This window comes from Paraburkholderia sp. D1E (assembly GCF_052682275.1).
In genome coordinates this window covers 4,184,779-4,198,444 of the sequence record NZ_JBQYMB010000001.1, presented here as the reverse complement: position 1 = coordinate 4,198,444, position 13,666 = coordinate 4,184,779, and the positions used below count along the sequence as shown (strand labels likewise).

The 13,666-nt window shown below is 61.7% G+C and carries 11 protein-coding genes; 4 read left to right on the top strand and 7 right to left on the bottom strand.

What is annotated here, in order from left to right; all coding sequences use genetic code 11:
* Positions 1–32: 32 nt before the first annotated feature.
* The gene (locus ACUN0E_RS18805; protein WP_445570475.1) at positions 33–572 is read left to right on the top strand and encodes a YbaK/EbsC family protein; all 540 of its coding nucleotides are present in this window, start codon (positions 33–35) and stop codon (positions 570–572) included.
* A gap of 31 nt (positions 573–603) precedes the next feature.
* Here the strand turns inward: ACUN0E_RS18805 and ACUN0E_RS18800 are convergent, their stop codons facing one another.
* From ACUN0E_RS18800 to ACUN0E_RS18790, 3 genes are all read right to left on the bottom strand, one after another.
* Positions 604–2,127 (bottom strand): SulP family inorganic anion transporter, encoded by a 1,524-nt coding sequence (locus ACUN0E_RS18800; protein ID WP_445567584.1) that lies wholly within the window; start codon positions 2,125–2,127, stop codon positions 604–606.
* A 359-nt stretch (positions 2,128–2,486) separates the two neighbouring features.
* Positions 2,487–3,077 carry a BPSL1445 family SYLF domain-containing lipoprotein gene (locus ACUN0E_RS18795; RefSeq protein WP_408228105.1) on the bottom strand — a complete coding sequence of 197 codons (591 nt, stop codon included), beginning with the start codon at positions 3,075–3,077 and terminating at the stop codon, positions 2,487–2,489.
* A 206-nt stretch (positions 3,078–3,283) separates the two neighbouring features.
* On the bottom strand, positions 3,284–4,672 hold the full coding sequence (locus tag ACUN0E_RS18790) for an FAD-binding oxidoreductase (RefSeq protein WP_445567583.1): 1,389 nt from the start codon (positions 4,670–4,672) through the stop codon (positions 3,284–3,286).
* A 422-nt stretch (positions 4,673–5,094) separates the two neighbouring features.
* Here ACUN0E_RS18790 and ACUN0E_RS18785 point away from each other — a divergent pair, with 422 nt between their 5' ends.
* On the top strand, positions 5,095–6,081 hold the full coding sequence (locus tag ACUN0E_RS18785) for a zinc-dependent alcohol dehydrogenase family protein (protein WP_445567582.1): 987 nt from the start codon (positions 5,095–5,097) through the stop codon (positions 6,079–6,081).
* A gap of 38 nt (positions 6,082–6,119) precedes the next feature.
* Here ACUN0E_RS18785 and ACUN0E_RS18780 read toward each other — a convergent pair whose 3' ends face one another.
* A complete protein-coding gene (locus tag ACUN0E_RS18780; protein ID WP_445567581.1) occupies positions 6,120–6,881 on the bottom strand; it encodes a 3-oxoacyl-ACP reductase in 762 nt (253 codons plus the stop codon).
* A 652-nt stretch (positions 6,882–7,533) separates the two neighbouring features.
* Here ACUN0E_RS18780 and ACUN0E_RS18775 point away from each other — a divergent pair.
* Entirely contained in the window at positions 7,534–8,403 is an 870-nt protein-coding gene (locus ACUN0E_RS18775; protein WP_445567580.1) for a carbon-nitrogen hydrolase family protein, read from the top strand.
* Positions 8,404–8,423: 20 nt separating this feature from the next.
* Here ACUN0E_RS18775 and ACUN0E_RS18770 read toward each other — a convergent pair whose 3' ends face one another.
* Both ACUN0E_RS18770 and ACUN0E_RS18765 read right to left on the bottom strand, forming a co-directional pair.
* Positions 8,424–9,758 carry an MFS transporter gene (locus ACUN0E_RS18770; RefSeq protein ID WP_445567579.1) on the bottom strand — a complete coding sequence of 445 codons (1,335 nt, stop codon included), beginning with the start codon at positions 9,756–9,758 and terminating at the stop codon, positions 8,424–8,426.
* 136 nt (positions 9,759–9,894) lie between these two features.
* Positions 9,895–11,466 (bottom strand): sulfatase-like hydrolase/transferase, encoded by a 1,572-nt coding sequence (locus ACUN0E_RS18765; protein ID WP_445567578.1) that lies wholly within the window; start codon positions 11,464–11,466, stop codon positions 9,895–9,897.
* 148 nt (positions 11,467–11,614) lie between these two features.
* Between ACUN0E_RS18765 and ACUN0E_RS18760 the strand changes: the two genes are divergently transcribed.
* Complete coding sequence (locus ACUN0E_RS18760) at positions 11,615–12,178, top strand: MarR family winged helix-turn-helix transcriptional regulator (protein WP_408240529.1); 564 nt, start codon at positions 11,615–11,617, stop codon at positions 12,176–12,178.
* A gap of 14 nt (positions 12,179–12,192) precedes the next feature.
* Here ACUN0E_RS18760 and ACUN0E_RS18755 read toward each other — a convergent pair whose 3' ends face one another.
* Positions 12,193–13,482, bottom strand: coding sequence for an NRAMP family divalent metal transporter (locus ACUN0E_RS18755; RefSeq protein ID WP_445567577.1), 1,290 nt, complete (start codon positions 13,480–13,482; stop codon positions 12,193–12,195).
* Positions 13,483–13,666: the final 184 nt, after the last annotated feature.

Below are 13,666 nucleotides of genomic sequence, written 5' to 3'. Positions count from 1 at the left end.
GAATGCCGTTGGACCTTCACACTTTGATCACTATGCACTCGCACGAACCCGTAAAGCAGCTGGACATCATTCCTGCGGAACAATTGAGCGCGCATTTGCCAGCGCATGTCGTCGAGAATTTGCCGGCTCAGGGCGTGACCGTATTTGCCGTTAGCGATGACGCTTCTGATACCGCCGAATTCAGCGCGCGCTACGGCTTCGGCCTTGAGGACTGCGCCAACACGATCGTGATCCGCTACAAGAAGGAGGGTGCCGAGCACTACGCGGCGCTCGTTTCGCTGGGTTCGCTGCGCCTCGACATTAACGGTGCGGTGAAGGCTGCGCTGGGTGCGCAGCGCCTTTCGTTCGCCAGGCGGGAGGCCGCGGTGGAGCATAGCGGGATGGAGTTCGGCGGAATTACTGCCTTTGGCTTGCCGGACGACTGGCGCATTCTCGTCGACGCCGCGGTCATGGAGCGCGCTCAGATCGTGATGGGGGCAGGGGTGCGGGCGGCCAAGTTGCTGTTGGCGCCCGAGGTGCTGCAGCAGTGGCCGCGTTGTGAAGTTGCCTCGCTTGTGCTGTCGATCGAGTGAATTGTCTTGAACGCGGCCTTGAACGCGGCCATTAAAGCGACGCGCGCCGATGAAGAAGGTCGCCGTTACCTGATATTTCAACGCCGGCCTGGGTCAGCAGGCGCAGGCTGCGCTCCGACAGATTTTTCACGCGTAGTTGCTTGCCGGCTTTCCGGTAGCGTTCGACCAGTCCCTGCAGCGCCGCCAATGCGGAATGGTCCGCGAGCATCAGATGGCTGCAATCGACCGTGATGTCGGCTGGATCTTTGACCGGGTCGAAAAGCTCGTGAAAGCGGGTGGTCGACGCAAAAAACAGCGTGCCGCGCGGAACGTAGGTTTTGTCGCCGCCGTGGTCTTCGATATGCGCGTGAATTTCGCGGGCATGTTGCCAGGCGAAATTGAGCGCGGCGATCACGATGCCACACAACACTGCGATCGCGAGATCGGAGAATACGGTAATGATGGTGACTGCGACGATGACCAGCGCGTCGTTGCGCGGCACCTTGCCCAATACCCGCAGCGAGCCCCATGCAAAGGTCTGCTGCGCCACCACGAACATCACGCCGACCAGCGCCGCCAACGGAATCCGTTCGATCAGCGGTGACAGAAACAGGATGAACATCAGGATCATCACGCCGCTGACGATGCCCGACAGCCGCGAACGGCCGCCCGAATTCAGATTGATCATGGTCTGCCCGATCATCGCGCAGCCGCCCATGCCGCCGAACAGCCCCGAGGCGATATTCGCCGCGCCCAGCGCCAGACATTCACGATTCGGCTGGCCGCGGGTTTCGGTGATCTCGTCGGTCAGGTTGAAAGTCAGCAGCGTTTCCAGCAGACCGACGATTGCCATCAGCAACGCATAGGGCAGCACTACATACAGCGTGTCGAGATTCATCGGTACGCTGGGTAAATGCAGGCTCGGCAGGCCGCCGGCAATGTGGGCCATGTCGCCGAGCGTACGCGTAGGCAGGTGCAAAATCTGACTGAAGAGCCCCACGCCGACGATTGCCACCAGCGCGGGCGGCGCGGCGCGTGTGAGCCGCGGCAGCAGATAGACGATCAGCATCGTCAGCGCGACGAGACCGCACATCATCAGCAACGCGCTGCCGTGCAGCCATTGTTCGCCTTGCGGCGTGCTCTGCCTGAAGTGCGCCAGTTGCGCCATCGCGATGATGATTGCGAGTCCGTTGACGAAACCGAGCATCACGGGGTGCGGCACCATGCGAATCAGCTTGCCCAGCCGTAACGCGCCGAACAGCACCATCAGGATGCCGCTGAGCACCACCGTGGCGAGCAGATATTGCGCGCCGTGCTGCACGACCAGCGCCACGATCACCACAGCCATCGAACCGGCCGCGCCGGAAATCATGCCGGGCCGTCCGCCGAAAAGCGCCGTGATCGTGCAGATGAAGAAGGCGCCGTACAGACCCATCAGCGGATTGAGGTGGGCGACCAGCGCGAAGGCGATACATTCCGGCACCAACGCGAACGACGAGGTGAGACCCGCGAGGACATTGCTCTTGATACCGGGAAGATTGGCGAGCCAACCGTGAGTGGGACTAGCGGTGTTCATCTGAAGGGAGCTGTGATTGCGGGTTGCGAGCGCGTCGGCTGGGCGGCTGCGCTATCAATGTGTAAAAGGTGGCGTGCCGCCGCTTTCATACACAAAAGCCGTCCGCGAGCGGTCGGCGAAGTGGGAAGCCGGGGCAAACAGCGTGGCGATACACGAGGCGCCAGACAGAATAATGTCGTGGCCAGGAGAGAGCAGTGGCCAGCCTGGATTGCAAAACGGGTGAATTTTACAGCAGACCGGTCAATGTGACCTGGCGAGGCGAACAGAGCTGCGGCCGTGGCGCGGATGACGCCGCCAGATGGCGGCGTCACGCAGCCGGTTGCAAGGCCGCGTGACTGTCTTTAGCGAGCGGAGCGTGCTCAGATGATCAGACGTGAGACCTTGGTGCCTTCGAGCGACAAACCAGCCATCAGGCCGCCGTTCGTCAGTACAAACGCTTCGACCGGGCTGGTGGCGGTCGAGGTATCGACCGCGCCGTTCGCGCCGACCTTCAGCACGGCGACCGTTGCATCGGCGCCGGCAGCCCATCCCTGGCTGCCGAGGAATTTATCCAGCGCCTCTTGCGTCATGAACAGAAACACGAGCGCCTTTGACTGCGCGCCGATCTGCAAACCGAACGAGCCCGCGACGGTGCTGTAGTAGCCCGTTGTGCGTCCAGCCACGCGCAACGCACCTTCGCCGTACTGCCCGCCGACCCAGAAGCCCGCCGAAATCACCGACGGGAATACGAGCACGCCACGCGCTTTGGCGACCAGTTCACGCGAGCCGGTGACGTTCGCGTACAGACGCGACAGCGTGGAATCGACACCGGCGTTGATTGTGTCGCGCTTGCCGGCGTTTGCCGACGGCGATGCGCTCGAGGACGGCGACGTGGTCGTGCAACCGGCAAGGCTAAAACCCGCCGTAGCCAAAGCAGCGCTCGTGGTCATGATGAATTGTCGTCTGCGCATGATTGTTTTCCTTTTTGCGTGGTGAAGGTTGCGTTTTCTTATGTGACAGTGAGTGCCGTGACGCCGGCACGTCCATACGCCGGGAGCCCGTATGCCTGCTAACGAGCATTTAGCGTGCCTGACGCCACGGCTTGTGATTCAGACAACCGTAATGCGCTGACGTTCGCGGGGATTCGCGGCATTCAACGCCGCTTCCCCCTCGATCCCTACGCCGCCGGGCGGATATTCTGATTGTGGCGGAACAGATTGCGCGGGTCGTAGCGGTTCTTCACGGCGACGAGACGCGCGTAGTTCGGCCCATACGCGTCAGCCACCCGGCCGCCTTCCTCCTCTGTCATGAAGTTGACGTACACGCTGCCCAGCGCGAACGGTGCTGCGGCGTCGAAGAAAGCGCGGGCCCAGGCAATGCAGCGCTCGTCATCGCTCGCGTCGTCCCAACGGCCGTGCACGTTCATCGCGTACTGCGTGTCGCGGCTCGAATAGGCCGTGGCTTCGACCGGCACCCGGCTCGTCTGTGCGCCGATCTGCCCGAAGAAGATTTCGCATTGCGGCGACGGCAGCTTGCCAATCGCATCGAGCAGTGCATCGATGAGACCGTCCGATATTTTGTCGAGGTTGTGTGACTTCCAATAGTTACGAGCGCCCGGCGTCAGCAGCGGATCGAACGCCTGTTGCCACATGGCGTACGGCATCGGCCCAAGATGTTCGCCAACCGGCGTGCCGAAGCCGCGTACGGCCTCCACCACGGACGGGCCTTTTTCGACGGGGCCCGAGTAGCACATGGCGAATACAATGACCGGCTTGCCGTGCACTTCGGGCGGCAGGAACGGCAGCGGTGGCGCAAGCCGCAAAACGGCCCATACGCTCAATTCCTCCGGCATCTGTTCTGCAGCCGTGCGGTACTGGAGCAGGGCATTTTTCGCCTGATCGAGTGGCAGCACAAAGAGGCCGCCGTACACGAGCGGTCCGACCGGATGCAGCGCGAACTCGAAGCGTGTCACGACGCCGAAATTGCCGCCGCCACCGCGAATCGCCCAGAACAGATCGTCATGCGAGTCGGCGCTCGCGTGCAGCAGCTCGCCGTCGGCGGTCACCACGTCCGCTGAAATCAGATTGTCGACGGTCATGCCGTATCTGCGGCTTAGCCAGCCGAATCCGCCGCCGAGCGTCAGACCTGCTACGCCGGTGGTCGAGTTGATGCCGAGCGGCGTGGCGAGCCCGAACGCTTGCGCCTCGTGGTCGAAATCGGCGAGCGTCGCGCCAGGCTCGACATACGCGCGCCGCGCCAGCGGATCGATATGTACCGATTTCATCGGCGACAGGTCGATCACGAGGCCGTCGTCGCACAGCGCGGTGCCGGCGATGTTATGGCCGCCGCTGTGCACCGCCAGCGGCAAATTGTTGTCGCGCGCGAATGCTACGCCGCGGCGCACGTCGGCCACACCGGCGCAGCGCAGGATCATCGCTGGATGCCGGTCGATCATTGCATTCCAGATGCTGCGGGCCTCGTCGAAACCCGCGTCGCCGGGCAGCAACAATTCGCCTCGGATCGCGGCTTTGAGTTCTCCGGCGGCGCTGCTGGACACGCTAACCATGACACACCTCCATAAATAATGGGAGACGCTCCCAGAACACAATTCAGCTGGGCAAAGTAAATTGAAAGCGTCTGGGCGGGCTCAAACTGCGTCCAGTAAACGGCCCTGCTTCCTTAAGTCAAACGAAGGTAAACCCGCGTCCGCGATCGACGCCGCGCGAAAGCGCGTGCGGCAAGTGTCCGCGTGTTGCGGGGCGAGTCATGGCTGGCGTCACTGCTGCATATGGTGGAAATGCTTCGGAAAAAGACAACGAGAAGAAGTGTTGGTTGTGCGCCGTGGTGGTGGTTGCGCGGCGACACTTTTGTGGACGAACGGTGGCATTTTTGTTTGCGTGCCGTGCGGAAGTGTCGATTTACACGCTGTATCGCGGGGAGGACTATGCCTGTATCGACTCGTTCACAATCAATCGCAGGGGAAGCGTCATGTCCATGCAAGCTCTCGTTCTCAAACGGCACAACGGCCCGCTCGAACTAACTGAATTGCCGCGCCCTGAACCTGCGCGCGGCGAGGTGCTGGTGCGAATCGCTGTGAGCGGCCTGAATCCGCTCGACACCAAGATCCGCGCCGGCGCCGCCGGGCACGCGAAACATCCGTTACCGGCGGTATTGGGGATCGACATGGCAGGCGTCGTCGAGGCAGTCGGCGACGGTGTCGGCGCCTTCAAAGCGGGTGATCAGGTATACGGAATGACCGGTGGCGTGGGTGGCTTGCAAGGCTCGCTGGCGCAATACGCATGTGTCGACGCGGATCTGCTGGCCTTGAAGCCGTCCAATCTCTCGATGCGCGAAGCCGCTGCGCTGCCGCTTGCCTTCATCACGGCATACTCGGGCATTGTCGATCGCGCGCATTTGCGCTTGGGGCAAACGGTGCTTGTACATGGCGGGGCGGGCGGGGTCGGATACGTCTCAGTGCAGTTGGCGCTCGCGCTCGGTGCGAAAGTCTTTGCGACAGTGAGCGAGCGCGAACGCAGTTTGATCGAGGCGCTCGGTGCTACGCCGATCGACTACCGTGCGCAGTCGGTCGAGCAATATGTCCAGTCTGCGACGGATGGCGTGGGTTTCGACCTGGTCGTCGATACGGTCGGCGGGGCGACGCTCGACGCATCGTTTGCCGCCGTGAGGCATTTCGGCCATGTGGTGAGCGCGCTCGGGTGGGGCACGCATGCGCTAGCGCCGCTGTCGTTTCGCGAAGCCACTTACTCAGGCGTGTTTACGCTGCATGCGTTGCTTTCCGGCAAAGGCCGCGCGCATTACGGCGAGATGCTGCATGTGGCGGCGCGGTTCGCTGAAGAAAACAGGCTCGCGCCCCGCCTCGACGCACGGCGCTTTGATCTGAGTTCCGCGCAGCTTGCTTATGACGCACTGTCCGACGGTAGCGCGCGAGGCAAAGTTGTGGTCGAGGTGAGCTGAGCGGAACGTTGAACGCGGCGTTGCTGCGCGCTTTTCGATTAGCCCTTCACGAGGCCGCCGTCCACGATCAGATTCTGACCCGTGACCGCGCGCGCCCAAGGCGACAGGAAGAACAGCACGGCGTCGGCGAACTCTTCGGGGGTTGTGACGCGCCGCACCGGCGTTGAACTGGCGATCAGGTCGAAAACGAATTCCGGCGTGGCCGCGCTCGCGTCCGTGGTGCGTAGCAGGCCGCCCGACACCATGTTCACCGTAATGCCGTCCGGGCCGAGATCGTGAGCAGCGGTGCGCGTTAGCGACAGCAGCGCCGCTTTGGCCGCGGTGTAGTCGTGATAGGGGACCACGGGGTTCTGAAACAGATTGGTGCCGACGTTGACGATGCGGCCGAATCCGCGTGAGCGCATACCCGAGGCGGCCGCTTGCATCGTATTGAGCGCGCCCTTGAGCGAACCGTCCGACTGTTGCTGGAAGCGCGCCCAGTCGATTGAGTCGATTTTCGGGCGAGCGTCGCCGTCGAACTGGAAGTCGGCCAGCGCGTTGTTGACCACGGACACGATAGGCTGCCCGGCTTGCGCCTGCGCCGTTTCGAACAGACGCGCGACAGCCGCTGCATCGGTTACGTCCGCCTGGATCGGCACGATACGGTCGCCGAGTTCGTCTCTGAGTGCGTGAGCCAGCGTTTCGCTCTTACGGTAATTCACCACGACGCCCGCGCCTTCGCGTACCAGTGCACGCGTGATCGCGGCGCCGAGTCCGCGGGCGCCCCCCGTTACCAGCACCCATTGTTCGGATAAAAGCATCTCTTTTCCTGTTGTTGACGAGGTTTCGATTTTCCTATTGTCGCCTGATTCGGCTTTCTCGCTTGTTCAGTGGGGCGGCGCATCGAAAACGACAGCGTTTGTGCAGAGGAGATGTCAAGGCGCATGACGGAGTGCGCTTCCTGCCTGATGTGCACGGTCTGTGTGGTTGCCCTCACTCCTGGCTTTGTAAATTCTCGTTTGTGTCTGGGCAGACACTGATGCGAGACATTTACTCGCATCACGGTCTACATCTCGACCACGCGGCTCGTGGCCATCCCCTCGAGCGCGAGGCGAGTGCACTGGGGCATCGAGTTCCCCAAACGACAACAACTCACTCTCCAATCCCGCCGTCCAATCGAATGGTTGTGCGGACAACAACTCGAAGCCGCAACCGTCCATCGAAAAGGCAGTCGGAGTACGCACAGCAATGCCGGTCGCCTTCGACAAAACGACGCCCCCAGTCAAACTCCTTCCGCGTCATTTGCCGCTACGCGTAGGCGCCATGAATAATCGAAGGTGTTTCACAAACCTACCTTCGCACTCACGCACGGCACGCAGCCCGTGTTTAAATGCCAAGGCCCCGCTCGCCATACAAAGCGCCAAAGCCACTCCCCGGCGGGCATACCCCAACGGTCCATTCCTGACGGAGTTCGTGTTGAATAACAAACAGGCCCCGCTGCCGCGAGCGCCACTGCGAATTGCCGCAGCGCAAGCGCAACCCGTTTCCGGTGACGTCACGGCAAACATTGCCAGAACGGTTGAACTGGCCGGTATCGCCGCTGACCATGGCGCGAAACTGGTGGTTTTTCCCGAGAAATTCCTAAGCGGCTACGAGCCCGACCTGATTGCGGGTGACCCCGCAAAATACGCATTCGACCGACACGATGCACGCCTCGAGCCGATTCGGGATATCTGCCGCGAGCGCGAGATCGCCGTGATCGTCGGCGCGGCAACACGTGGCGTAGGCGGAGCGAACGGCCTTCATATTTCTTCGCTGGTGTTCAACCGTTCCGGCGAGCAGATCGAGCCGTATCACAAGCAGCATCTCTACAGCGGCGAGACGAAGATTTACCGGCCGGGCACGCAAGGCTGCATGCTGGAGATCGACGGATGGCGGCTCGCGCTCGGCGTGTGCTACGACTCCGGTTTTCCGGAACACGCGCGCCGCGCTGCGGTAAACGGCGCGCACGCGTATCTCGTGAGCGCGCTCTTCAGCGTGAAGTCTGGCTACCACCAGTCACGCATCTGGTTTCCCGCGCGCGCTTTCGACAACACCATGTACGTGCTGTTATCGAATCACGTCGGCACGACAGGCGGCTGGGAAACGTGCGGCGCGAGCGCGATCTGGGGCCCCTATGGCGACGTGGTGGAGGAGGCGAGCCGTGAACAGGAAGAAGTGATTACCGCGCTACTCGATCCGGCTGTGCTTGCCGATGTCCGCGAGCGCGAGACGGTGCTCGCGGACTTCAAGGCGTACGGCGATGACGCGGCTGCTGATTATGTGGTGTGTCATCTGGATTGACGAACAGCACGGGCGAGTGCTTACTTCAACGTAGCCGGCTGCACCGTGCTCAATCCTTTGCGTTCTGGCGCGGGCACGGCCCACAGCAGCGCGACCATGCCCACGACCAGAAGTACGGCGATAACCGCGAAACCTGCGTAGACGCTGCCGGTTTCGGCCTTCAGCATCCCGACCAATGAAGGGCTCACCGCGCCGCCAATCGCGCCGATTGCGGTAATCGTCGCGATACCGGCTGCAGCGGCGCCGCCGTCCAGATAGGCGGTGGGGATCGTCCAGAAGATGCTCAGGGTCGCGTAGATGCAGATCGACGCGACGACCAGCAGGGCGACCGTGAAGGGTACGCTATGCGCAGCGAGCGGGAGCAACAGAAAACTTCCGGCCACCGCGAAGCCGCAGCCCGCCACATGCCAGCGCCGTTCGGCCTGACGATCCGAGCTGCGCCCGATCACCACGATACCTATTGCTGTGCAAACCGAAATCGCGCCGCTGAGCCAGCCGATATTGCCGATCTGCTGCACGCCGACATGCCGCAGCAGCGTCGGAATCCAGAAGCCGACCGCATTGAGTCCCATGAACACGCAGAAATAGATCGCCGACAGCAGGTAGATCCGCGGGTTGCGCAACACATCGGCGAGGCGCGCGGGCGGCGCGTGCTGAACACCGCGCTGTTTTCGATCCGCTTCGAGCGCGGCGGTGATGTGGGCCTTCTCCGCGTCGCTCAGCCATTTTGCATGCAGCGGACGATCGTCAAGATAGAGCATCGCCATGATGCCGAGCACGATCGCCGGCACACCTTCGATCAGGAATAGCCACTGCCAGCCATGCAAGCCGAACGAGTTGTGGAAATGCACCATGATCCAGCCCGACAACGGTCCGCCGATGATGCCCGCCAACGGCACAGCCATGATGAACAGACTGGTGATGCGTCCGCGTTGCCGATCGGGAAACCAGTAGGTTAGGTAAAGAATGATGCCGGGGAAAAAACCGGCTTCGGCGGCGCCCAGTAGAAAGCGCAGCAGATACAGCATGCCCGCGCTCCTGACGAACATCAGCAGCACCGTCAAAGCACCCCACAACACCATGATCCGCAGGAGCGTCTTGCGCACGCCGATGCGCTCAAGCAGCAGATTGCTCGGCAACTCGAACACCAGATAGCCGACGAAGAACATCCCTGCCGCGAGACCGAACACGGCGTCGTCGAGTTTCAGATCTTGCAGGAACTGAAGCTTTGCAAAGCCGATGTTGACGCGGTCGATGAAATTGACCACGTAGCAGATGAACAGAAACGGCACGATACGCCGCGCGATCTTGCGATAAATCGCGTCGTCGGGCGTAAGGGCTGGCGAGCGCTGCATGGTGTCTCCTGGCGGCCCGGCACGTTGGGCCGGGCGCGTATGATGGTTTTGTGAGGCGCTGAGTCAGGCTCTGCTCAGAAACTCTGATTGAGGCTCTGCCAGAGGCCGCATTCGCCTTTACTGCCAATTGCCTGTATTACCACTCGCCGAAAAAGACCCCCCAGTCCTTGTGCGTGTCGGTCTTGCTTTCGACCGTCGGGTTGTCGATCGTGACCCGCTGTTTCAACGCGCCGTACCAGTCGGCGAGCTTCGCATGCATTTGCGCGTGGATGATGGCGTGACTCGCGTCGGCGCCGAGATCGACGTATTCGTCCGGATCGTTCGCCAGGTCGAAGAGTTGCGGGCGATAGCCCTGCCAGTGTACGTATTTCCAGCGCGTATCGCGCACCATCCAGCCACGGCATTCGTCGGGCTTGCGTTCCAGTGCGAGACGCGCGCCGCGGAAACTGTAATCGAGTTCGGAGACTACGTAATCGCGCCAACCTTCGGCACGGTCCGTTTCGCCGCGCGTGAGTGCGAGAACCGAGCTTCCTTCGATGCGCTCTTCATAGGCCGGCAGACCGAGTGCATCGAGCACGGTGGGCACGACGTCGATGCCCGACACGAAGCGCGTTTCGACGCTGCCGCGGGTGGCGTCAGCACGCGTCGACGGATCGTAGACGATCATCGGCACGCGCTGCACGGTGTCATAGAACAGTTCCTTCTCGCCGAGCCAATGATCGCCGAGGAAGTCGCCGTGATCGGCCGTGAACACGATCAGGGTGTCCTGCCAGCGGCCGAGTCGTTCGAGTGTGTCCCACAGTTGGCCGAGATGGTCGTCGATCTGCTGGATCAAACCTTGATAAACCGGCCGCACGGTGTTCGACACTTCTTCACGCGCGAAATTGACGCATTCTTCCTGAGTGCGATATGCGGCAACAACCGGATGGGCATTGTCGAGTTCGGCGGGCTTGCGCACGAGCGGCAGGCATTGATCGAGCGAATACAGGTTGTGATAGGGACGCGGCGCGACATAGGGCCAATGCGGCTTTACGTACGACAAATGCAACGCCCACGGCGTGTCGCCTTGCTCCTCGATGTAGCGGATCGCCTGATTCGTCATATAAGCGGTTTCGGAATGCGGCTCGGCCACCCGCGCCGGCCAGCGCACGTTGCGCATTTTCCAGCCGGAATGCACCGCGCCGCTGTCGTCTTCCACACTGATCGCGAAATCGCTCCACGGTTTGTCGCTGGCGTAGCCGTGTTCGCGTAAAAAGGCGGGGTAGCCGCTCTCCTTGCCGGGTTCGTGGTGGCCGTCATAGCGGTCGAGTTCGTCGAACGAACCGGTCGAGAGACGCTGTCCGAGCGGACTTTGACGCGCGATATCGAGGCGCTGCATGCCGTTGCCGTCGGCCATCACGTGCGTCTTGCCGGCCAGCGCGAGCGAGCGGCCATTCAGGCGCAGGTATTCGCCGAGCGTCATTTCGCCGATCGAGAGCGGCACGCGGTTCCAGTTGGCGCCGTGACTGCTCATCGTGCGGCCGGTGTAATACGACATGCGCGACGGACCGCATACGCCGGAACTGACGAAGGCATTGTCGAAACGCACGCCGCGCGCGGCCAGCGCGTCGATATGACGGGTTTGAAGGTAGGGATGGCCGTAGCAGCCGAGATGATCGCGGCGAAGCTGGTCGCACATGATGAAGAGAACGTTGCGGGTGTCCGCCATCGATAAGCACCGTCTGCGGCCTTGCGGCCTGAAGTGGGAAAAACCGGGGAGATGCTTCGATGCTAAAAACGAACCTGACGATTGACCTAATCAAATATATGTGCGAACGCACAATGCGCCGGGGCCGGTGCCGCCAAAGCGCGTCATAATGGCCGTCAAACCCTTATTGGACGTGCTCATCGTGCCCGCGACCGACCCTCAATCGATACCCGTGCTGAAGCATCCCGAGCACATCGACGAATTTCTGCTCTACAGGCTTCACAACCTGGCTCGCGTGGCGACCCAGGGCGTCGGTTTGATGTTCCGGCGCGAACTCGGCATTAGCCGGCGCGACTGGCGCATCCTCGCGTTCGTCGGCAAATACCCGGACGCGAGTCTGACGCAGCTCGCCGAATCGGCCGCGCTCGACATGGTGGTGGCGAGTCGCTGCGTCGCCAATATGGTGAAGAAGGGGTTGATTGCGAAAACGCGCCTGCCGGAGAACAAGCGGGTGACCGTGCTCGCGCTTAGCGAAGCCGGCCGTATCGCTTATGAACAGGCACGGGTGATTGGGCAACGCTATAACACTGAGTTCGCGGCTTGCCTGAGCGATGAAGAAGCGCTTTTACTCGACGGCTTGCTCAAGCGGATGGAGCAGCAAGCCGTGCAACTGACGCAACGCGAGATCGCCAGAAGCGGTCCCATGCCATTACTCAGTGAAGACGTCGAATAAGTCCACACACGCAATCATGTCGGCCAGAACATGCCGACCGCGGCGAGCCCCATTGCGGCGGTGGCGATCCAGCCGAGCCAGCGCAACCATCCGGTCACGGCGAACTGGCCCATCACTTTGGGGCTGGCCGACATGACCATCACGAGCGCCATGATCGGCACGGCCGCGACGCCATTGATCACCGCGCTCCAATACAGCGCTTTGATCGGGTCGAGCCGCATGAACGTGAGCGCAATACCGCCGACAATCGCTACCGCGATCACGCAATAGAACTGCTTTGCCAGATTCACCTGCAATGCCAGGCTGTTGCGCCATTTCATCGTGCCCGCCGCCGCGTAGGCGGCCGAACCCGCCAGCACCGGCAACGCCAGCAGACCCGTGCCGATGATTCCCAGACTGAACAGCGCAAACGCCAGATTGCCGGCAATTGGTTTGAGCGCACTGGCGGCATCGGCGGTGGTTTTGACTTCGACGTGATGCGCGTGCAGCGTGGCGGCGGCGGTAAGCATGATGAAAAACGCCACGCCGTTCGAAACGGCCATTCCGACCCATGTGTCGATGTTGATCCGCTTCAGTTGCGTGGACGCCTGGATCGGCGCGCGTAATAGCGCTTTCTGCACAGGTTCCGAGCGGATTTCCTCGACTTCCTGCGACGATTGCCAGAAGAAAAGATATGGGCTGATCGTTGTCCCGAGCACGGCGACCACGGTGGTCAGATAGTCGCCTGAAAATTGGATCGGCGGCTTCACGATACTCAGACCGACTGCTTTCCAATCGACCGGAATCACGAAGATGATGGCGACGTAAGCGAACAATGCAAGCGTTAGCCATTTCAGAATGCTGGCGTAGCGTTGGTATGGAATGAATACCTGCATCAACAAGGACGCCGTGCCGAGCAACGCCACGTAGAGTTGAACCGGGCCGCCGATCACCAGTTTGGCGGCGGCGCCCATTGCCGCGAGATCGGCCGCGATGTTGATGATGTTGGCCGCGAGCAGCACGAGCACAGCAAGATACAAAAACGGAGCGGGGTAGTGGCGGCGCAGATTGGTTGCGAGCCCGCTGCCCGTCACCCGTCCCATGCGTGCGCTGATCAACTGGATCGACACCATGAGTGGGTAAGTAATCAGCAGCGTCCATAACAATCCGAAGCCGAATTGGGCGCCGGCCTGCGAATAGGTGGCGATGCCGCTCGGGTCGTCGTCCGCGGCGCCGGTGATCAGGCCAGGGCCTAGCCGCTTCATCCAGGAGCGTTCGGCGGAGTCTTCAACGACAAGTTCCGGTTCCAGGTTGTCCGTGGTCATTGTCATCCGCCTGCAAGGGAATTCGTATTGAGTCGCTTATATATAGCGCGCGCGTGTGGGCGCCTGGTGGCGGCGATACGCGTCGCCCGTCAGGATGTAGCATTCTCTGTGCCACTGGCCCGGCGCTCAATTGCCATTGCATCTGCGATTATTTGCATCGCTGAGCGGCGGCCTGCGACAGGTC

Bases quoted from the DNA above. Each gene is read 5' to 3' on its own strand.
- ACUN0E_RS18800 (WP_445567584.1), bottom strand. From the start codon at position 2,127: ATGAACACCGCTAGTCCCACTCACGGTTGGCTCGCCAATCTTCCCGGT.
- ACUN0E_RS18805 (WP_445570475.1), top strand. From the start codon at position 33: ATGCACTCGCACGAACCCGTAAAGCAGCTGGACATCATTCCTGCGGAA.
- ACUN0E_RS18765 (WP_445567578.1), bottom strand. From the start codon at position 11,466: ATGGCGGACACCCGCAACGTTCTCTTCATCATGTGCGACCAGCTTCGC.
- ACUN0E_RS18790 (WP_445567583.1), bottom strand. From the start codon at position 4,672: ATGGTTAGCGTGTCCAGCAGCGCCGCCGGAGAACTCAAAGCCGCGATC.
- ACUN0E_RS18760 (WP_408240529.1), top strand. From the start codon at position 11,615: ATGGCCGTCAAACCCTTATTGGACGTGCTCATCGTGCCCGCGACCGAC.
- ACUN0E_RS18780 (WP_445567581.1), bottom strand. From the start codon at position 6,881: ATGCTTTTATCCGAACAATGGGTGCTGGTAACGGGGGGCGCCCGCGGA.
- ACUN0E_RS18755 (WP_445567577.1), bottom strand. From the start codon at position 13,482: ATGACCACGGACAACCTGGAACCGGAACTTGTCGTTGAAGACTCCGCC.
- ACUN0E_RS18770 (WP_445567579.1), bottom strand. From the start codon at position 9,758: ATGCAGCGCTCGCCAGCCCTTACGCCCGACGACGCGATTTATCGCAAG.
- ACUN0E_RS18785 (WP_445567582.1), top strand. From the start codon at position 5,095: ATGTCCATGCAAGCTCTCGTTCTCAAACGGCACAACGGCCCGCTCGAA.
- ACUN0E_RS18795 (WP_408228105.1), bottom strand. From the start codon at position 3,077: ATGCGCAGACGACAATTCATCATGACCACGAGCGCTGCTTTGGCTACG.